Below are 19,975 nucleotides of genomic sequence, written 5' to 3'. Positions count from 1 at the left end.
TCAGAAGGTCAGCTTCCAGCTGTTGATGAAGCCGCTGTCGCCGCTGAACACGTCCTGGACCTTGAGCTTCCATGTGCCGTTGGCGGTCTTCTTGGAGGCGTTCACGGTGTAGGTGGCGAGCACGTCGTCGGCCGAGTCGCTGATGTTGGAACCCTTCAGGCGGTACAGCGTGCCGTCAGGGGCCACCAGGTCGATGACCAGGTCACCGCGCCAGGTGTGCTTGATGTCCACGTCGACCTTGAGGGCACTCGGTGCCTTGCCGGCGATCCCGGTGACGTTGACGTCCGAGAAGACCGCGGCGCCCCCGTCCGGGATGGCGACGTCGGTGGTGTTCTCGAAGGTCTTGATCACGCTGACGACGTTCCAGGTGAACGTCGCGGTGGAGGAGGCGTTGGTCGAGTCCGTGACCGTGACCGTGACCGTGCTGGTGCCCAGCGTGGTGGGGGTGCCGGAGATCAGGCCGGTGGAGGCATTGAGCGACAGGCCGGCCGGCAGGCCGGTGGCCGTGTAGGTCAGCGCGCCCGGGTTGGTGCTGGTGGCCTGGATCTGCAGGCTCGCGGACTTATTGACCAGCGTGGTCTGGAGGCCGGGGTCGGTGACCGTCACGCCCTGGACGATGCGGCTGCCGACGCTGATGGCGGCCCAGGCGTTGGCGGTGTTGTTGTAGGTGTCGCTGCCGAGCCCGTACAGGTCGGCGGCCGCCTGCAGGGTGGCGGTGCGAGCGGCGGCGTAGTTGGTGGAGGAGGTCATGTAGGTCGACAGCGCGCGGTACCAGATCTTCGCGGCGGCGTCGCGGCCGATCCCGGTGACGGGCAGGCCGTCGGAGGTCGGGCTGTTGTAGCTCACGCCGTTGACGACCTTGGCGCCGCTGCCCTCGGAGGCCAGGTAGAACCAGTGGTTGGCCGGGCCGGAGGAGTAGTGGACGTCGATGCTGCCGATGCCGGAGTACCAGGCGTCCTTGGACGCGCCGTCCTTGCTGGGCTTGTCCATGTACCGCAGCGGGGTGCCGTTGCCGTTGATGTCGATCTTCTCGCCGACCAGGTAGTCACCCGGGTCGGTCCCGGAGTTCACGTGGAACTCGACGGCCGCGGCCATGATGTCCGAGGTCGCCTCGTTGAGGCCGCCGGACTCGCCGCTGTAGATCAGGCCGGCGGTGTTGGAGGTGACGCCGTGGGTCATCTCGTGGGCGGCCACGTCGAGGGACGTCAGCGGCTTGGCGTTGGCCGAGCCGTCGCCGTAGGTCATGCAGAAGCACGAGTCGGACCAGAACGCGTTGACGTAGGCGTTGCCGTAGTGCACGCGGGAGTAGGCGCCGACGCCGTCGTTCTTGATGCCGTTGCGGGCGTGGACGTCCTTGTAGTAGTCCCACGTGGCCTGGGCGCCGAACGCGGCGTCGACACCGGCGGTCTGACGGTCGCTCGGCAGGCCGTTGCCCCAGACGTCGTCCGCGTCGGTGAACAGCGTGCCAGTGCCGGACGTGCCGCCGTTCAGGTCGTACGTCTTGTGGCCGCCGCGGGTGCCGTCGGTCATCTCGTAGGTCGAGCCCGACAGCGTGGTGCCGAGGGTGACCTGGCCGTTGTACTGGCCGGTGCCGGTGCCCGTCTCGATGCCCTGGTACTCGAACAGCTTGGCACCGGTGGTGGCGTCGGTGATGACGTGCAGCTCGGACGGGGTGCCGTCGTGCTGCACGCCGCCGATCACGGACTCCCAGGCCAGCACGGGCTTGCCGGAGGCGGCCCAGACGACCTTGCGGACGGTGTCGGCTTTCGGGGCGGTGGTGCCCTTGGCCTTGGCGCGGCCGAGCGCGAAGGTCTTCACCGAGTCGGCGCTCTTCACGGCGGTGGTCGAGGCGACCTTCACCGTCGCCTTGGTCGCCTTGCTGACGCCCTTGACGGCGCCGTTCGCCGCCGCGTGGACGACGAGGTCCCCGCCGAGGACCGGCAGGCCCGCGAAGGTCCGCTCGTAGCGGGTGTGCACCGTGCCGTCGGCGTCCTTCAGGACGGACCTCACCAGCAGTTGCTCCTGGCCGCCCAGGCCCAGGGTCCTGGCGGTGGTGGCGACGGTGGCCTGCGCGTCGGCGAGCAGCGTGGCGCGTTCACTCGGGCTGAGCTGGACCTGCAGCGCACCGGCCCGGACCTGCGCCTTGGGCGCGTCGGTCTGGGTGCCGGCGGTGGCGGACGTGGGGAGTGCAACGGCGATCATCGCGGCGCCCGCTATGAGCGCGCTCGCGACAACAGCCTTGCGGGGGGTCTTTCTCACGCGGAACTCCTTCTGCGGCGACCGGGGTTGCGGTCGGTGACAGCCCGGGCAGGGGGTACTGCCCGAGTAGAGCTGGTGGTGCGGTGAGGAGGACATGACCGCAGCGGTGCGAGATCCCTGTGGGGAACGCCTAGCCCCATGCAGCCGATCAAGAGCCTGCCATTGTCGACCTGTGCATGTCATCTCCCTGAGGGTGTCGAGTTCCTGAATGGCCGGATTTCGACAGCCCGGGTGACTCCCTCCGGTCCTGGCCGCCCCGCACGGCGGTGCAGCGGCAGTATTCCGGCACCGCCGGATCTTCCGCACCACCGCCCTGTGGGGCTCGGAAAGTCGCCTCCACGTCAGGCCAGCGCGGCGTGGGGCATCTACGGCGGCCACACCGAGTCAGGAGCAGGCCTCGCGGGGTGGAACACCCAGGGCCAGACCTCCTGGGCTCCCAAGGGCCGGCTGCCCGACCACCCACTGGAAGGCTGCACCGCCGCGACCGAGAACGGACAGCCGGGTGTGGGGCTCGGTTATTCATTGCTGCTGGCCCAAAAGGCCACGGCCGGTGCGTGGGTCTGCGACCATGCTCGGGTGATCGTGTCGCTCCTGTACCACGTGACCGGACGTCTTCTCTCCGTCCCAGCAGTGCTGTTACGACGAGACACAGCGAAAGACGCTGAACTTCTCGTCCTGCGCCACGAAAACGCCGTGCTACGACGCCAGTTACAAGGACGAGTACGGTACGAGCCAGCGGACCGCCTGTGGTTCGCAGCCCTCTCATCGCTGATCCCCCGCCGCCGCTGGGCCACGGTCTGCCCGATCACTCCGAGCACGCTGTTGGCCTGGCATCGCAAACTCCTCGCCCGCCGCTGGGACTACTCCAAACGACGCCGCGGCCCCGGACGTCCGCCCACACAAGCCGCCATCAAGAAGCTCGTGCTGCGCCTCACCCGAGAGAACAGCCGCTGGGGCCATCACCGAATCCAAGGCGAACTGGCCCGGCTCGGACACCTGATCGCCGCCTCCACCGTCTGGGAGATCCTGCACGCCGCAGGAATCGATCCGGCCCCGCGCCGCACTGGCCCGACCTGGCGCGAGTTCCTCTCCACGCAGGCCACCGCCGTGATCGCCTGCGGCTTCCTCCACATCGACACCATCGGCCTGCAACGCCTGTACGCCCTGGTCTTCCTCGAGCACCACACCCGGCGCCTGCACATCGCCGGCGTCACCGCACACCCGACCGCGGCGTGGGCCACCCAGCAAGCCCGCAACCTCGCCGCTGACCTCGGCATACGCACCGACTCACTGCGCTTCCTCATCCGAGACCGCGACAGCAAGTACACCGAGTCCTTCGACGCCGTGTTCCAAGCGGAGGACACCGAGATCATCAAGACACCGGTCCGCGCGCCGCGGGCGAACGCCCACTGCGAGCGAGTGATCGACACCCTGCGCCGAGAAGTCCTCGACCACACCCTCATCTTCGGTCAGGCTCACGCGCGCCAGGTCCTGGCCGAATACCAGAGGCACTACAACGCACACCGCCCCCACCGGGCCCGGAGCCAGTTACCTCCGGAAGCCCACGAACAACTGCCTCCGATCCATGCGCCAACCAGCCGCAGAGTCCTGCGCACTCGCGTCCTCGGCGGTCTGATCAACGAGTACCGATACGCCGCTTGACCAGGAGCGATGATTATTCGAGCACCACACGGTCCAGCGACGGGACGACGAGGGTGTCGCCGGCGCGCAGGTAGTTGAGGGCCTTCCACAGTTCCTCGCGCTCGGCATTCTTGCCGGACTTCTTGTCCGAGAAGATCCGGCTGCATCCGGCATCGGTGAGCGCGTGAATCTGCCGATCGAGCAACTGGCCCTTGGTGGACACACGTGCGTATCCCACAAGATCGCCGGTCCGTGCGGCCGGAACAGGGGCGAGGAGGTCGGCGGTGTCGTCGTCCGGAGGCTGCTGCACCCGCCAGGTCGTACAGAAAAGGGTCATGCCGTCTTTCTTGAGCACGCCTACTTTTTGACACCGTTTTATGGGCATGATCCGGCGTCGATCCAGCCGCGAACCTCCGCTAAGCGACCTTGCTCATCAATCGGTCGATTACTCAACAGGGGCTGGGTTCGGTGCCGCCGTGGCGGCGGAGGTAGGCCAGGACGGCGCGGACCCGGCGGTGGCCGCTGTCGCGGGCCGACAGACCGAGTTTGAGGAAGACGCTGCCGATGTGTTTGTGGACGGCGTTGTCGGTGATGAAAAGCCGCTGGGCGATGGTGGCGTTGTCGTGCCCTTCGGCCATCAGCGCCAGGACCTCGCGTTCGCGGCGGGTGAGGGCGTCGACGGGATCGCCGCGGACGGCGAGAAGTTGGGCGATGACCTCGGGGTCCATGGCGGTACCGCCGGCGGCCACGCGGCGCAGTGCGTCGGTGAACTCTGCGATACGACTCACCCGGTCTTTGAGTAGATAGCCGATGCCGCCGCGGGTGTCGGAGAGGAGGCGGCCGGCGTATTCCTGCTCGACGTACTGAGACAGGACCAGGACGGGAAGTCCGGGGCGGTCGCGGCGGGCCCGGAGAGCGGCGCGGATACCCTCGTCGCGGAAGGTCGGGGGCAGCCGCACATCGACGATGGTGACGTCCGGGCGGTGGGTCTCGACGGCGGCGAGGAAGCCGGGGGCGTCATCCGTGATCGCGGCAACCTCGAAGCCCTGGGAGCTCAGCAGGAGTTCGAGTCCGCAGGACAGCAGGACGTTGTCCTCGGCGATGACTACACGCACGGCAGCTCCACGGTGATGGTGGTCGGCCCGCCCGGCGGGCTGCTGATCTTCATGGTGCCGTCCAGGGCGGCGGCGCGGCGGCGAATTCCGTCCAGGCCGCTGCCTCGAGATGCGTCCGCCCCGCCGGTCCCGTCGTCGGTGACCTTGCCGGCGTCACCGCCCACCCCACCGCCCAGTGGACCACGCAGCAGGCCAGGAACCTCGCCATGACGTTGGGGCGTCGGATGGACTCGCTGCGCTTCCTCCTCCGGGACCGGGATACGAAATACACCCGCTCCTTCGACGTCGTCTTCGAAGCAGACGATGTGGAGATCCTGCTCAGCCCACCCCGGGCACCGAGAGCCAACGCGATCTGTGAGCGAGCCGTGGGCACCCTACGCCGCGAGATCCTCGAACGGATCCTGATCTACAACGAGGCTCACGCTCATGCAGTCCTCACCGCGTACATCAGCCACTACAACCAGCACCGCCCCCACCAGGGCCGACATCAACTACCCCCAGATACCAACGAACCGCCCACCCCGGCCACCGTCACCGACCTCCAGGCCCACCGGATCCGGCGACAACCCATCCTCGACGGCCTGATCAACGAGTACCACCACGCTGCCTGACCGCGCGGCGTCGCCGCAGCTCACAGGGCCGAATCCTATTTTCGAGCGGCACAGGATCGCTCGTGTCGTCCGCGCCGCCGTTGTACAAGGGCCACCGGTACCCGGTGGAGATCATCGCGCACTGCGTGTGGCTGTACTTCCGCTTCCCGCTGTCGTTCCGCGAGGTCGAGGAGCCGATGCTCGAGCGCGGCGTGCTCGTCTCCCACGAGACGGTCCGGCGCTGGTGTGCGAAGTTCGGGCAGGCCTACGCCAACGGCCTGCGCCGGAGGCGGCCCCGGCCCGGCAACAAGTGGCACCTGGACGAGGTCTTCGTGAAGATCAACGGCGAACTGAAGTACCTGTGGCGGGCCGTCGACGCCGACGGCAACGTGCTCGACATCCTGGTCCAGGGCCGAAGGGACAAGGCCGCGGCCCGGCGCTTCTTCCGCACACTGCTCAAGAAGACCTGCTCGGTGCCGCGGGTGGTGGTCACCGACAAGCTCCGCTCCTACGGCGCGGCCCACCGCGAGGTCATGCCCTCCGTCGAGCACCGTTCCCACAAGGGACTGAACAACCGGGCCGAGAACTCCCATCGGCCCACCCGGCAGCGCGAACGCGCGATGAAAGGCTTCCGTAGCGTCCGCGGAGCCCATCGGTTCCTGTCCGCGTTCAGCGGCATCTCACCCCACTTCCGACCACGCCGCCACCTGATGACCGGCACCGAATACCGCGCCGAGATGACCACCCGCTTCGCCATCTGGGATCAGGTCACCGGCGTCGCCGGCCTGCCTGCCACGGCCTGAGCACGGAGCCGGAACCTGGCCCCACCACACCCGACACACCGTCAGGCACTCACACACTCAACAACGTGACAGCGCCCCTTCGATGGCGAAGCGGCATTTGGGCCACTGGGCTCACGGACGCGATTTAATCCCGGACCGCGGGGCGACCGCTGTCCGCATCCAGTGAGCTGACCGACTCCGGTGTCACCCGGTGTAGGTGAACTCGTCGGCTGGACTGGTGGGGGACGAGTAGCCGTTCACGGTCACGGTGATGTCCACGGTCGTGCTCATAGGCTTGCCCGACGGGGGTGCTTTGGCGACGATCTTGTCCGAGTCGACCTGGACGGATGGCGAGGTGTTCTTCCCGAAATACACGGTGGCGCCTTTCGCGAAGCCCGCGCCGGAGATAGTGACCGAGTCGTTGGCCCTGCCCCTGTCCGGTGTGACGCCGGTGACCACCACGGGTTCGGGCCCGCCGTAGGCGAACTGCCCGAGCGGGACGGCCGGGGAGGTGCCCAGGGGATTGGTGACATACACGTTGACGATGCCGGTCCCGTCGGGCACCTCGGCAGTGATGGTGCCGTCAGGGTTGAACGTGGGTGGTTTCTGGCACGGGATGGGGCCGAAGTCGACGTCGCAATCCTTGCTAAAGTCGCGGCCCTTGATAGTGACCTGTGTGCCCGATGCGCCGAAGCTGGGGATCACGCTGGTCACCGCCGGCGGCCCGGAGAGGACGGGCGCGTCCAGCAGTCTGAGGTAGGTGGAGTTGGCGTGCTGAAATGCGACCTGGCCCAGGAAATCCTCAACCGAGGCCTTGACCAAATTGTCGTCGCGGATCATGTAGTCGGTGTTCTTGCTGACGGCAGTGCCCGGCTGGACGTAGACATTGTTCCCGCGCAGAGTTGCGATCGCCCCGAGGAGCACCTTCACGTCGAGGGTCGCCGCTGGTCCGGGATCCGGGTACCAGCTCTCCGCGGTGGGGAGATCGGCCCAGGCCAGCGGCACCACGTCGTAGGCGTTGACGTAGCGCTGGTTCATGCTCCCGAACTGGGAGGTGAGGTAGCCGGCGAAGCTCTCCAGACCGGCGGTGGGTGCCGCGAAGGTGACCACCCCGAACTGCGGTTGGCTTTTCTGCCAGGTCTGCGCCTTCAGGTACAGCGCGACCATGGTCGCGATGCAACCACCCAGGCTGTGACCAATCACGTAGACCGTCGGCTGCGGCACCCCCGTCAAGAGGCCAGCGAGCGCCTGCACGAGATTGGAGCCGGTGCCGAGCGAACGCATGTCGACGACCTGAGTGAAGGCGTCCATCGCCCCCTTCGACACGGAGATGGGGGACTTCGACCCGCTGGCGGTGAACGGCACCACCGTGCCGACGTCGAGGTCTTCGAGAATGTCGGTCACGCTGGCGATCGTCCCGCGGACGACCACGGCAAACTGGTTCGAGCCGTCGTTGTTCTTGGCGATGTACGCCATGTTCGCGTTCTCCGGGCTCAGCGCGAGCCACGTCGGTGTCCAGCTTTTCGTCAGGGGGGAGTTGGACAAATGCCGGGTGATGCCGAGTTTGATCCGCTCGGTCTGGGCTTGCAGGGTCTCCCCCGACGGACGCGGAGTCGCTCCAGCTGCCGCGATCGCGGCCAGGGTCATGGCCACCTGAGGCGTGATCGGAGTGGCCTGTTGTGCCGCCGCCATGCTCGCTCCTTAAGTCTTCACACATCGTCAAAAATCTCCATTTCAATGTATTCGCATACTCAGTATCCTGACGGATGTCAGGCTCTTTGCGCTCTCTGATTCACTCGTTCGGAATGGGGTCCGACTTCAAGCGGAACCGTAGTAAACGGCTTCAAGGAACTGGTTGCCCTACAACCGCGTCGTCACGGTTGTTCCAGCGACTCCGGGGTGGACGGTGGAGGCAACCCAGTTTGGGCCGTACCCGGGTTACACCGCCCCCATCGAAGCGTGGGTCATGGACGGGGAAGGCGACTTCTGGGCCGTCATCGCGGTCAGCGACCCCAAGGACGGTGGGCCAGCCGGCCCAACCCCAGGGGTGGGTGTGTCCTACAGCCCTACTGGAGCAGCGGAAACAGGATCGTGCCGCCGACGGTGGACTGAGCCGGAGCGACGTGCATCGGCCCAGCCGCCCGTCTTCTCGCGGGTCTGCTGTCCCGACACCCGAGCGAACCCTGTGGGGCTCGAAAAGCCGTCGTCGCAGGTCACGCGGCGTATCGATACTCGTTGATGATGACGCCGAGGACCCTGGTGCGGAGCAGGCTTCGGTCGTCGAGGTCGTGCACGATTGCGGGCTGCTCGGTCGCGCTGGGCGGTAGCTGCTGCCGGGATCGGTGCGGCCGGTGTCCGTTGTAGTGGTCCTGGTAGTCAGTCAGGACCTTCCTGGCGTGGCTCTCGCCCAGGATCAGGACGTGGTCGAGGGCCTCGCGGCGGACGGTGCCGCGCGTTTGCAATGCGCGTTCATGCGCGGTGCCCGGGGCGCGCTGAGCAGCACCTGCGTGTCCTCGGCGGTGAAGACGGCACCGAAAGCGTCGGTGTACTTGCTGTCGCGGTCGCGTAGCAGGAACCGTGGCCCGGCGCCCCGCTCGCCGAGGTCGGCAGCGATGTTCCGGGCCTGTTGTACCGCCCACTGCGCGGTGGGGTGCGCGGTCACCTTGGTGATGTGCAGTCTCCGGGTGCCGTGCTCGATGAACGCCATCGCGTACAGGCGCTTGCCCCAGGCCGTGTCGATAGGGAAGAAGTCCGCGGCAAGGATCCCCTGAGCCTGCGCCGTGAGGAAGCCGCGCCAGGTGGAGCCGGAGCGGCGCGGGGCCGGGTCGATGCCTGCTGCGTGCAGGATCTCCCAGACCGTGGAGGCCGCCATGGGGTGCCCGAGCCGGGCCAGTTCGCCCTGGATGCGGCGGTGGCCCCAGTGGGGATTTTCATCAGCCAGGCGCAGCACGAGACTCTTGAGCGCGGCCGCCGTCGGCGGCCGTCCGATGCGGGAGCTGCGGGCGCAGTAGTCCCACTTCCTGGCGATCAGTTTGCGGTGCCAGGCCAGCAAAGTACCCGGAGTGGCGGGGAAGACGGCGGCCCAGCGGCCACGCGGTATCAGCGAGGTCAGGGCGGCGAGCCAGAATCGGTCGGCCGGCTCATAGCGCACCCTGCCCCTCACATGCCTGCGCAGGATGGCGTTCTCGTGCCCCAGCGCCAGCAGTTCGGCATCCTGGCGGTATCTCGGCGCACTAGGACCGCGGGGACGGACAACAGCGCGCGGGCGGTGCGGTAGAGCAGGGACACGATCATCAGGGCAGCATGACAAGTCCCCACCGACGAGCCTGGAGGCGGGCGCTGACCAGCAGCGATGACTTTACGAGCCCCACAGGGTCGGAAGACCCGATCATGCCGCCCGCGCAACGGGACGCGTTCATCGCCGAGATGCAGGCCGCGGGCGTCGACTGGCGCCTCGTGGTCTACGGCGGCGCCTTGCACGCCTTCCACCACCCGCCGGTTGACCAGACCGTACTCCCCGGCGTCGGCTACCACCCACGGCACGCGCAGCGAGCCTGGCGCGACGTCGTCGACCTGCTCGCCGAGTGCCTGCCCGTAACGGAGTGATCTGGTCGGCAACCGCGATTCCGGGCCGCGAACCAGGCCGGTCGACCGCCACCGGCTCTGGTTTGTGGGACATCACCGCAGCTGAACACTGCGCAGCCCTTCCGCACCCTGTGGGGCTCAAGAACACGAACCATCCTCTGGCATTGAAGTCCTTTGCCGTGAGGATGTCCACGGTGTACGCCGTCACCCGTCGTCTGCTGTCGCTGCCCGTGTTGCTGCTTCGGCGTGACGTCTCCAAGGAGGCGGAGTTGCTGGTGTTGCGGCACGAGAACGCGGTCCTGCGCCGACAGGTTCCGCGCGTGCGCTACGAACCAGCCGACCGCCTGTGGTTCGCCGCGCTCTCACACGGGATACCGCGTCGCCGCTGGGTCCAGGTCTTCCCAGTCACCCCGGCCACGCTGCTGGCCTGGCACCGCAAACTCGTCGCGAAGAAGTGGGACTACACCCGACGGCGGCGACCCGGGCGTCCGCCCACGGCCCCCGCAGTCAAAGCCCTGGTCCTGCGCATGGCGGCCGAGAACCCTGGATGGGGCCACCGGCGCCTCCACCGTGTGGAAGATCCTCAACCAGGCCGGCATCGACCCCGCCCCGCGCCGTACCGGACCGACCTGGAAGCAGTTCCTCACAGCCCAAGCGCAGCACATCGTCGCCGTCGACTTCCTGCACGTCGACACCATCAACCTCACACGCATATACGCCCTGGTCATGCTCGAACACCGCAGCCGCCGTGCCCACCTGCTCGGCATCACCGCCAACCCCAGCGGCCCTTGGACCATCCAGGCCGCCCGCAACTTCCTCATGAACACCGACACCGAGGGCCACACGTTCCTGATCCGCGACCGCGGCAGCCAGTTCACCGACGCCTTCGACGCCGTCTTCGCCGACGGCGGCCTGCGCGTCCTGAAGCGCCCGCCCCAAGCCCCGAAAGCGAACGCACACTGCGAACGGTTCATCGGCACGCTACGCCGCGAACTCCTCGACCGGACGCTCATCCTCAACGAACGGCACCTGCGCCGAACCCTCACCAGCTACCTGGAGCACTACAACGGGCAAAGGCCACATCGCGCCCTGCGCCAACTCTGTCCATCACAAGCGGAAGCCGGACCACCACGCCCCATCGACATCGCCGAGCACCGCGTCCACCGCAGAGCGGTCCTCGGCGGACTCATCAACGAGTATCAGATCTCCAGTTGATACCGCTACGAACTCGCAGATCAGCAGCCGAATCCTGTATTTGAGCCCCACAGGGTACCAGTCGGTGAAGTCCTCGTCGCACCACAGCCCATCGAGCCGGTCGCGCACCCATATTGCCGTCGTGCCGTCCGGGTTGCTCGCCCGCGCGATCCGCGCGGTCAGAGGCGGGACTTGCTCACCGGAACGGGGGCGGAGGGACAACGGGCACCTCGACAGCTGCATCGGTCATCGGAACGACCCGAGCATGCCCGTTGATCATGCTGCCGCACCGCGAAACTCCAAGATCCCCGACAGAGTCAAGCTAAGTCCGTACGCTGACAGTCGGCCTTGTTGTCGCCAGTGATGTCGCGGCCGGGGTACTGATCGGTGCCGGTACTGCCGATGGTTCAGGGATCTCCCCCGCACCCTTGAGAGGGGTGCGGGGAAGAATCGGAGATCATCCCCGCCGCTCAGATGATGCGGTAGGGTCCCCAGCCGGTGCCGGCCTGGTAGCGGGTGCCGAGGGTGTCCATGCCGGGCTTTCCGGTGCCGGGGTAGACCCACAACGTGCCGTCGGATGCCTGACGGGTCAGTACATCGGTGAGCCCGTCACTGTTGAAGTCCCCGGTGCGGGTGACGTTCTGGGTCTGCCAGCTCCTGCCGGCCTGGTAGCGGGTGCCGAGGGTGTTCATGCCGGGCTTTCCGGTGCCGGGGTAGACCCACAACGTGCCGTCGGATGCCTGACGGGACAACACATCAGTGCGCCCGTCGTTGTTGAGGTCGCCGGTGGTGATGGCGTCCTGGCTCTGCCAGGACGCGGTGCCGGCCTGGTAGCGGGTGCCGAGGGTGTCCATGCCGGGCTTTCCGGTGCCGGGGTAGACCCACAACGTGCCGTCGGATGCCTGACGGGTCAGTACATCGGTGAGCCCGTCACTGTTGAAGTCCCCGGTGCGGGTGACGTCCTGGGTCTGCCAGCTCCTGCCGACCTGGAAGCGGGTGCCGAGGGCGTCCATGCCGGGCTTTCCGGTGCCGGGGTAGACCCACAACGTGCCGTCGGATGCCTGACGGGACAGGAGGTCACCGATGCCGTCGTTGTTGAGGTCTCCGATGGTGATGGCGTCCTGGCTCTGCCAGGACGCGGTGCCGGCCTGGAAGCGGGTGCCGAGGGTGCTGCCGCTCGCCTTTCCGGTGCCGGGGTAGATCCACAGAATGCCGTCGTCCTTGACGGCCGCGAGGTCGGCCTTGCCGTCACCGGTGAGGTCGTCCGGATTGCGGGAGGTGGCGTGATCGACCCAGTCGCTGATGTCATCAACACGGGTGTCGATGGCACCAGTACGGGTTTCGGCAGGATCGTTGCCGAGACATCCGCCTTGCCAGGAGCGGGAGTTGATGGCGACGAGTTCCGTAGTGCCGTTGACGGTGCGCAGGGCGGGACCGCCGGCGTCGCCCTTGCAGACGGTCGCGGTGTCGGAGCCGTTGAGGTCCACTGTCGTGTCCGTGGTGGAGGCGACGGTGAACGTGCCGGTGTGGAGCTTGTCGGGCACCCATTCGGTCTTGGTGCGTCCGAATCCGGCCTTCACCAGCTCCTCACCCGCAGCGGCGGGCGTGGTCGCCAACCGGACGGGCGTGATGCTCGGATCGGTGATCCTGGCGGCGAGTTTGACGAGCACCAGATCCCGGTCGGCATGTGGGACGAGCCGGATGGCCGACAGGACGCTGCCGCTGGTCTGGGTCAGGTCGGTGCGGCCGATGGTGACGGTGGTGGTGATGGCGGGTTTGCCTGCGGGGGGTTTGCCGTCCGCGGCGAAGCAGGTGGCCGCGGTCAGGACCCACTGCGGGTCGATGAGGGTGCCGGTGCAGGCGGTCTGTTCACCGACGTTGATTTTCGCGACGTAGTTCAGCTGTGCCGGGGCGTCGGCTCCGGTGAGTGCGGTGGCGGGGGCGGGGCCGGTCATGGCCGCGGCCGGAACGGCGCTCAGCACGACGGGGGCCGCGAGCAGGGCAGCGGCCAACGCGGAGAGACGGGGGCGTCTGAAGAGGTACATGAACGTGGATTCCTAAGCACGAGGGCCGCGCGTCCTGTGGGCACCGGACCGCGGAGCGGTGAGCATGTCGGTGTTGACCTGCGGTTACTTGGAGGACCTGATCTCGACGAGCATGTGATCGCGGCCCTCTGTGTCCGCGGCCTCACCCACCGAGGTCCAGGCGTTCTTGGTGATGTCGAACGACTTCTCCTCGGTACCTACGGTCATGTCGACCGCGGTCGTGTAGTCGTTGCCCTTGATCGCGTAGACCGCGGGGATCTCCAGGGTCAGCCAGCCGGAGTTGCCCACCACCTTGAAGCAGATCTTGTCCGCCTTGTCGCGGGCCAGGATCTCCAGGAGGCCGGTGCCACCCGCACAGTCGGCCAGGGTGATGTGCCCGTCGCCGCGCTTGAGGACGATGTTCTTCTCGGCCAGGATCTTGTCCGCCTGCGGGTAGTTGAAATCCTCCACCGCGTAACCGGGGGCGCCCTCCGCGACCAGTGCGGTGGGGCCCGTCTGCTGCGACGCCCCGCCGGGGATGCCCGTGGTCGCCGTGATCCAAGCCAGGGCGCCGACCGCGGCCGCGCCCAGTGCGCGCCGCGCAAGCCGCTTGCGCTGCGGCTTCACGGACATTCTGCTGTATTCCTTCATTGCATCCCCAAGTTCGTCGCTGACGGCCGGATGTTCATCACCGGGCTCGAATTCGGGTGCACAGGAATGCGATATCGACATCGCTCTGCCGGGTATGCCCCAACTCCCTTGGAAAGCAGTTCCCTTACCTCTCGAAGCGAGAGGCCCCCTGTCCCGGTGATCGTCATCCGCTTCGCCATACCAACATGAAGTGACCCTCAGGTCGAGTGCAGAAAACCACGCATACTGCGGCAATCTCTATGCATCATTCGTGATCTCCGTCACACTTCGTAAAGGTTGTACGGAAGATTGTGAGGGACATGTAAATGATCCCTGAGGGACAGTCAGAAGCTGGAGCGCCAACGTGCGTTGAAGGATCGGACTCCCCAATTGGCCTCTCTTGTATGAGCAGTTGATATGGTCCGGCACTACAAGAAGCGCCGCCTACGCGCTACTTCGCATCCATTGGCATTCCATCCCGCGGGCACGTCGGAAACCGCCCTGCCAGTGAGATCCGACATGTCCTGTCAACAGCTCACACGAGGACAACTCTCTTATGCAGACAATTTTCTGGAGCCGGCGCCGCGTGCTTGGTGCGCTCGCCGCCGCCACCGCCGTAGCGTCCACGCCCTCGGTGCTCCTCGCCCCGGTCGCCGCCGCGGCGGAGGGCACGGCGCCGGATCCGGTCCCGCTGCCGGACACCGAGCGGGCGAAGGTGGTCAAAGCCTGGATATCGGGCGGAAGAGGCGTCAAGGCCGCAGCCGCCGAGGCCCTGTTCGGCTCCGACAGCGAGATCCAGACCTTCCTGGCCGAAACGCTGCCGAACCAGACCGTGCAGGACAACCGCGTCGCCATCGTCAGGAGCCTGGACCGCGCGGGCAAGGGCTTGCGCCGTGAGGCGGTCGCCGCCCTCGACAACGGTGACGCCGCCATCGCCGACTTCCTGAGGGACGGCTTCAAACCCGCCATCCTCGAGGACCTCCGGGTGGCCACCACCATCGTGTCGGGCACCGGCGACAAGGCGGTCCAGCGAGACGCCACCGCCGCCCTGAACGCCGACACCCAGCCGACCCTGACCGCGTTCCTCACCGACACCCAGTACGACGCACGCCTGGAGGACGCCCGGGTCCAGGTCACCACCATGCTGATGCAGGCCGGCCCGGAGGTGCAGAAGTACGCCGACCGTGCCCTCAGCGGCACCGCGTCCGACGTGGAGTGGTTCCTCGAGACCGGGCAGCACATCGCCCGTGCCCGGGACCAGGAGTCGGCGACGATCGAAGAGCTCGTCGCCGTCGTCGAGCGGGAGGGCAAGCGCGCCGAGCGCCAGACGAACCTGGCCGTCGAGGCCTCCGCGCGCGCCCAGACCGCCGCGGAGAAGGCAAAGGAGGCGGCGGAGAAGGCCGCCGCCGAGGCAGCCGCTGCCAAGGAGGATGTACAGAAGTCCGGGGCGGCGGCCCGCAAGGCGGCGGGCGCCGCGAAGGGCGCGGCGGATGCCGCCCGTAACGCCATCAACGCCTCGAACGCCGCTGTGTCGGCGTCCCGCCGCGCCTCCTGGGCCGCCACCGGCGCCGCCCAGGCCGCCGCGAACGCCGGCAGCGCCGCGGCCCGCGCCTTCCACGCCGCGATCGGTGCCTCCAAGGACGCTGGCAAGGCCGAGGCCGCCAAGAACGCGGCGGTCGCCGCCCGCAACGCCGCGGCCAAGGCGCGTACCGCGGCCAAGGCGGCCGACCAGGCCGCCGTCGCCGGAACCAAGGCCGCCGCCGCCGGTTCCGCCGCGGCCTCCGCCGCACGCAACGCGGCCGCCGCCGCGAACGCCGCCGCCCAGGCCGGCGACGCCGCCGGCGCCGCACAGTCGGAGGCCGCGGAGGCCAAGCGCCAGGCCGCGATCGCGTCCAGCGCCGCGAACCGGGCCACCAATGCCGCCTCCACCGCCCAGACCCTCGCCACCACCGCGGCCGCGGCCGCCCGCACCGCCCGGGACGCCGCCAACTCCGCGGCGGACCACGCCGACAAGGCGGCGGCCGCCGCCGAGGAGGCCGTGAAGTACGCGGGCAAGGCCGTCGACTACGCCAACAGGTCCACCGCCCACGCGGCGGCGGCCGTGCTGGCCGCCAACACGGCCACCAAGGCCGTCTCGGACGCCCTCCTGGTGGAGCAGAACGCGCGGAACGCCGAGGCGGAAACCCTTGAGCAGGACAAGCTGCAGGCCATCGAGGAGGTCAGGCTGCTCGCCGAGATCGAGACGAAGGAGCTGACCGCGTACGGGAACAAGGTCGCCCAGGCCCAGCAGACCGATCAGGCGACCAAGGACCTGATCACCAAGGCCGAGCAGGCGCTGGCCGCGAACGACATGGCGGTCGCGGCGGTCCAGGGCCGCAAGGCGGCCATCGCCCTGCTCAGCTCCAGGGGTGCCTGGACCCGGCAGGCGGCCCAGTTCGCGCTCTCCGGCACGGACGACGACGTGTACGCCTGGATCGACCTCGACCGGCTCCTGGCCCAGGGACAGGACGACCGGGAGACCACGCTCCACGTGGCCACGATCGCCGGCCCCAAGATCGCCGAAGCGGCCCAGGGTGCCCTGGAGAGCCCCGATTCCAAGGCGGTCGGCGACTTCCTCACCAGCGGCATGAAGAAGGCCTCCGACGAGGACAACCGGGTGGCGATCGGTCGCATCCTGGCCTCGAACCCCGGCAAGGCCGTCACCGCCGCGGCGAACAAGGCACTCGACCTCAACACCACCGAATCGCTGCAGAACTTTTTCGACCACGACTACCCCGAGGCGATACGGGAGGACGACGCGGTCCGCACCGTCACGCTGATGAACACCGGGGGCGCCTTCACCAAGGCGTACGCCGAGGTGGCCATGGAGGGGCCCACCTGGATGCGCCGCAACTTCGTCTCCCTGGTGCAGTTCCGGACGGCCCAGCTCGACCACGACACCGCCACCCATGTCGCCGCGATCCGCGGCTCCATCGCGGCTGCGGCGAAGATCGCCGAGAAGGCGCAGGAGAACGCCGCCCTGGCATCGAAGGCCGGCGCCGACGCCCGTAGCGCCGCCGCCGAGGCCAAGGAGTGGGCGGCCAAGGCACTTGACTCCGCGGCCAAGGCCGACGACTACGCCGACGAGGCCAGGCGGAACGCGGACGCGGCCGACAAGTCCGCGGCCGACGCCAAGGCGTCCGCGAACAAGGCGAGCACGGCGGCGTCGACCGCCCGTGGTGCCGCCCGCTCCGCGAACTACTCGGCGAACAAGGCGATGGACTCCGCCCGCGCCGCCCTCAAGTCGTCGTACAGCGCCCAGGCTTCGGCCGCCGACGCCCGCGCTTCCTCGATCGCGGCGGGCAAGGACGCGGCGACGGCGGCGGCTGCGGCCACCGAGGCCAGGCAGATCGCTGCGGCCAAGCGTGAGGCCGAGGTCAAGGCGGCTGCCAAGGCGGCTGCCGAGAAGGCCCGCCGTGAGCGGGAGGCCAAGATCGACCCGGCCGACAAGGACACCAACGACCAGATCAACCCCAATGGCACCAGCGCGGACGCCGACGAGTGGTGGAACGACGCCGGCTTCTACGCCGACGCGTTCAACGCGATCAGTGTCGGCGCCGGGTTCCTGGCTGCGGGCTGCGCCCTCGCCGCCTTCGTGTTCCCCCCGGCGGCCGCGGCCGCCGGCTTCTTCGCCGCGGTCTCGATGGGCGCCGGCGGCCTCGGCACCCTTTTCACCGGCATCGAACACGGCTTCTCCAGTGGCGAGTTCATCGACTCCGCCATCGGCACCGGCCTGAGCCTGGTCACCTTCGGCCAGTCCAAGTGGATCGGTGCCGCGGACAAGGCGCTCGGCGGCAAGCTCATCAAGCCCGTCGTCGGCAAGATCGCCGACGTCGGCGAGGACGTCGTATCGGGGGCCACCAAGGTCCTGTCGTCCATCTTCTGACCTGCGTCGCAACGCTCGGCGACCCGGCCGACCCGAACGGCCTCGGCCCGAGCCCGGACGATCCCGGCGCCGGCGAGCCCGGTGGCCCGGCCGGTCCCCACCGCACGAGAACGACTCTCACGCGGGCGAACTGCTGACCGTACCGGCCCGGATCCCCTGGATGTCCGGCAGTTGTCCGCTGTCCGAGGGCACCGCTGTGCCGGTGCCCCCCATTGCCCCTTACCCGAAGCCATCGGGGCACCCACGCCAAAAGGAGAGGTATGACGATCATGCATGCGATACGACCTGGACGGCCCGGACGAAGACGTGCCCGGTCGACCGTACTGGCCCTGCTGACCGTGGTGACGCTGGGGCTCACCACGACCGGCATGAGCCCGGCGCAGCAGGGGGCCGAAGAGAAGCCGCAGCGGGTGGGCAGGCTCGACTCGGCGGACCTGCCGGCCACCGCGCCCCTCACCGAGACCGCCGCGTTCCGGGCGGAGTCCGGGGAGCACTGCGAGCCCACGCAGACAGGCTCGAAGGAACGCCAGGCAGGCGCCGCCGAGGCGTGTGTGAGCACGAGCCCTGCCACCGCGACACCACAGCAGAGCCGGGCCGCAGTCGCGGCCGCCGACACCGGCAGCTGCGACATCACCAACCCCGGCGCCTACACCTACAAGCGCTTCGAGTACTGCGTGACGGGGGTGAACGTCCTCTACATCCTGCGCGACAGCAACGGCAAGGAGATCGGACGCGGCACCCTGCAGGTCTCGGCCAGCGCGACCCTTCCCGCGAAGGGCACAGCCTGGAACGAGCAGATCACCGTGAAGATGACGAGTGCGAGCGGCGATGTCACCGCCCTCAACGCCAAGTTCCGCGCCTCCTGCACGACCGGCTGCACGACGACGAAGACCGCGCCCTGGTACGGCGGTGACCTGACCGTGGGCCAGTCCGTCAGCGGCTCCGTCGCCTACTCCTCGACCCCCGCCGCCAACACCGGCGTGGAGTTCACCACCTCGTACAAGATGTACGTGACCTCCCCGGGTGCCACGGCCGTCGATCCGAACGCCTCGTGGGACAACCCCCGCAAGATCCGCTGTGACGACGCCGTCCGGGATGTCACGGGCACCCCGTCGCCGGGCTGCGTCATCCCCACGGTCATGGCCGTCGTGCCGATGAGTACCCAGGGCTCCGACAAGGGTGCCGCGGTGGCCGCCTATCAGTGGGCCCAGCAGAATCTCGCCGACGGCTGGGGGCAGAAGAAGCCGCTGACCAGGGAGAAGAGCGGCACGGCTGACCGCACGGGTCGCACGTGCGGAAGCGGGAGTTCGGAGCCTTTCCAGGACCTGACTGAGCTCGTTCCGACCGACAGCTGTGGCGAATTCCCCTTCGCGGAGACTCGGGAAGGAGGGACCGACGGCGCTCGGTGCGCCGAGGTGATTCCCAATTTCGGCAATGGTGGATGGGACACCTACGTGCTGGGCAACAGTTTGGAGCTGGATCCCGCCAGCCCTTGTGTGCGTGCCCATGTCCCGCTTGCCGACAAGCAGTTCGCCGACGGGAAGCTCTCCGAGGGCTTCGAGAACCAGCGGGTGCTTGACGCCGAGCAGTTCGAGGTGGAGTTCACGACGCCGACCGCCGGCCCGCAGGCCCGCTGCCTGGAGAGCGCGCCGGCCGGTTCGCTTCCTTCCGGCGACGGGTGGATCAGGAACACCACCGAACCGGTCGCCCACACCAACAAGACCACCACCCCGCCCGGCCCGGCCGGCACTCGGCCGACCATGGCCCAGGCCTGCCTGGGGAAGAAGCTCGACGATGGCAGCGGCGCCAAGGGAGACATCACAGGCTGGCAGGACGCGCAGCTGTTCGCCAATCAGAACCCGCCCGTAGTCGGGCAAGCCCGGTGTCACCTGGTCGCGAACATCCTCGGCGGAAAGGGCATGATTAAGGACGGTGGTCAGACCAACCTCGTTCCTTGCTGGCAGGTGGGGATGAACACCGGTACGCCCAGCATGCGGACCTACGAGTTCGCGGCTCAGAAGATGGTGGCAGAGCAGAGCTTCGGGGCGAATGACGCGATCTTCTACCAGGTGACGCCCGTCTACCGGGACGCCACCAGCACGATTCCTGTGGGAGTCACGATGAGCGCTAATATCGAACGGGTGGACGGAACGACTGAGGTGCTGTTCCCCAACGTCTACGTCCCCAACACCCAAGCGAACACTGGGCTGCTCAACCTCGGAAACTGATC

General features: G+C 68.1%; 14 protein-coding genes and 2 pseudogenes. 7 read left to right on the top strand and 9 right to left on the bottom strand.

From position 1 onward, the window contains the following. Positions 1-2,259, bottom strand: a complete 2,259-nt coding sequence (locus ACWD6R_RS25440; RefSeq protein ID WP_451820808.1) for a M4 family metallopeptidase — start codon at positions 2,257-2,259, stop codon at positions 1-3. 576 nt (positions 2,260-2,835) lie between these two features. Between ACWD6R_RS25440 and ACWD6R_RS25435 the strand changes: the two genes are divergently transcribed. Then, on the top strand, positions 2,836-3,921 hold the full coding sequence (locus tag ACWD6R_RS25435) for an integrase core domain-containing protein (protein ID WP_451820823.1): 1,086 nt from the start codon (positions 2,836-2,838) through the stop codon (positions 3,919-3,921). Between the two features lie 13 nt (positions 3,922-3,934). On the opposite strand, the gene ACWD6R_RS25430 is transcribed toward ACWD6R_RS25435, so the two are convergent. From ACWD6R_RS25430 to ACWD6R_RS25420, 3 genes and pseudogenes are all read right to left on the bottom strand, one after another. Next, positions 3,935-4,255, bottom strand: coding sequence for a recombinase family protein (locus ACWD6R_RS25430; protein WP_451820807.1), 321 nt, complete (start codon positions 4,253-4,255; stop codon positions 3,935-3,937). Positions 4,256-4,349: 94 nt separating this feature from the next. Next, on the bottom strand, positions 4,350-5,015 hold the full coding sequence (locus ACWD6R_RS25425) for a LuxR C-terminal-related transcriptional regulator (RefSeq protein ID WP_451820806.1): 666 nt from the start codon (positions 5,013-5,015) through the stop codon (positions 4,350-4,352). Then, positions 5,006-5,161: pseudogene (locus ACWD6R_RS25420) on the bottom strand (sensor histidine kinase); the annotation flags it as partial. The pseudogene ACWD6R_RS25420 and the gene ACWD6R_RS25425, both read right to left, overlap by 10 nt. Positions 5,162-5,221: 60 nt before the next feature. Here ACWD6R_RS25420 and ACWD6R_RS25415 point away from each other — a divergent pair. Both ACWD6R_RS25415 and ACWD6R_RS25410 read left to right on the top strand, forming a co-directional pair. Further along, the gene (locus tag ACWD6R_RS25415) at positions 5,222-5,626 is read left to right on the top strand and encodes an integrase core domain-containing protein (protein WP_451820805.1); all 405 of its coding nucleotides are present in this window, start codon (positions 5,222-5,224) and stop codon (positions 5,624-5,626) included. Between the two features lie 62 nt (positions 5,627-5,688). Continuing rightward, positions 5,689-6,408: an IS6 family transposase gene (locus ACWD6R_RS25410; RefSeq protein ID WP_451820804.1), complete on the top strand. Its 720-nt coding sequence runs from the start codon at positions 5,689-5,691 to the stop codon at positions 6,406-6,408. A 183-nt stretch (positions 6,409-6,591) separates the two neighbouring features. Here ACWD6R_RS25410 and ACWD6R_RS25405 read toward each other — a convergent pair whose 3' ends face one another. From ACWD6R_RS25405 to ACWD6R_RS25395, 3 genes are all read right to left on the bottom strand, one after another. After that, positions 6,592-8,079 (bottom strand): lipase family protein, encoded by a 1,488-nt coding sequence (locus ACWD6R_RS25405; protein ID WP_451820803.1) that lies wholly within the window; start codon positions 8,077-8,079, stop codon positions 6,592-6,594. Positions 8,080-8,600: 521 nt separating this feature from the next. Continuing rightward, positions 8,601-8,849, bottom strand: coding sequence for an integrase core domain-containing protein (locus ACWD6R_RS25400; protein ID WP_451820802.1), 249 nt, complete (start codon positions 8,847-8,849; stop codon positions 8,601-8,603). After that, complete coding sequence (locus tag ACWD6R_RS25395; protein WP_451820801.1) at positions 8,801-9,538, bottom strand: integrase core domain-containing protein; 738 nt, start codon at positions 9,536-9,538, stop codon at positions 8,801-8,803. The genes ACWD6R_RS25400 and ACWD6R_RS25395 overlap by 49 nt, the downstream gene beginning before the upstream one ends. 221 nt (positions 9,539-9,759) lie before the next feature. On the opposite strand from ACWD6R_RS25395, the pseudogene ACWD6R_RS25390 reads away from it, so the two are divergent. Next, a pseudogene (locus ACWD6R_RS25390) lies at positions 9,760-9,993 on the top strand (dienelactone hydrolase family protein); the annotation flags it as partial. A 549-nt stretch (positions 9,994-10,542) separates the two neighbouring features. Then, on the top strand, positions 10,543-11,187 hold the full coding sequence (locus tag ACWD6R_RS25385; protein WP_451820800.1) for an integrase core domain-containing protein: 645 nt from the start codon (positions 10,543-10,545) through the stop codon (positions 11,185-11,187). Between the two features lie 449 nt (positions 11,188-11,636). On the opposite strand, the gene ACWD6R_RS25380 is transcribed toward ACWD6R_RS25385, so the two are convergent. Both ACWD6R_RS25380 and ACWD6R_RS25375 read right to left on the bottom strand, forming a co-directional pair. After that, entirely contained in the window at positions 11,637-13,211 is a 1,575-nt protein-coding gene (locus tag ACWD6R_RS25380; protein WP_451820799.1) for an FG-GAP-like repeat-containing protein, read from the bottom strand. An 84-nt stretch (positions 13,212-13,295) separates the two neighbouring features. After that, on the bottom strand, positions 13,296-13,823 hold the full coding sequence (locus tag ACWD6R_RS25375; RefSeq protein ID WP_451820798.1) for a hypothetical protein: 528 nt from the start codon (positions 13,821-13,823) through the stop codon (positions 13,296-13,298). Between the two features lie 553 nt (positions 13,824-14,376). Between ACWD6R_RS25375 and ACWD6R_RS25370 the strand changes: the two genes are divergently transcribed. Together ACWD6R_RS25370 and ACWD6R_RS25365 are read left to right on the top strand one after the other, a co-directional pair. Continuing rightward, positions 14,377-17,745, top strand: a complete 3,369-nt coding sequence (locus ACWD6R_RS25370; protein ID WP_451820797.1) for an ALF repeat-containing protein — start codon at positions 14,377-14,379, stop codon at positions 17,743-17,745. Positions 17,746-18,005: 260 nt separating this feature from the next. Beyond that, positions 18,006-19,973, top strand: a complete 1,968-nt coding sequence (locus ACWD6R_RS25365) for a DNA/RNA non-specific endonuclease (RefSeq protein WP_451820796.1) — start codon at positions 18,006-18,008, stop codon at positions 19,971-19,973. Positions 19,974-19,975 lie beyond the last annotated feature (2 nt).

The sequence above is a fragment of the Streptomyces sp. NPDC005151 genome (assembly GCF_053599875.1).
Note: the sequence above shows the minus strand (reverse complement) of the source record. Positions and strands in the feature narration are given on the sequence as shown.

Excerpts from the sequence above, each read along its gene's own strand:
- ACWD6R_RS25415 (WP_451820805.1), top strand. The coding sequence starts at position 5,222 with ATGACGTTGGGGCGTCGGATGGACTCGCTGCGCTTCCTCCTCCGGGAC.
- ACWD6R_RS25405 (WP_451820803.1), bottom strand. The coding sequence starts at position 8,079 with ATGGCGGCGGCACAACAGGCCACTCCGATCACGCCTCAGGTGGCCATG.
- ACWD6R_RS25380 (WP_451820799.1), bottom strand. The coding sequence starts at position 13,211 with ATGTACCTCTTCAGACGCCCCCGTCTCTCCGCGTTGGCCGCTGCCCTG.
- ACWD6R_RS25375 (WP_451820798.1), bottom strand. The coding sequence starts at position 13,823 with ATGTCCGTGAAGCCGCAGCGCAAGCGGCTTGCGCGGCGCGCACTGGGC.
- ACWD6R_RS25370 (WP_451820797.1), top strand. The coding sequence starts at position 14,377 with ATGCAGACAATTTTCTGGAGCCGGCGCCGCGTGCTTGGTGCGCTCGCC.
- ACWD6R_RS25365 (WP_451820796.1), top strand. The coding sequence starts at position 18,006 with ATGACGATCATGCATGCGATACGACCTGGACGGCCCGGACGAAGACGT.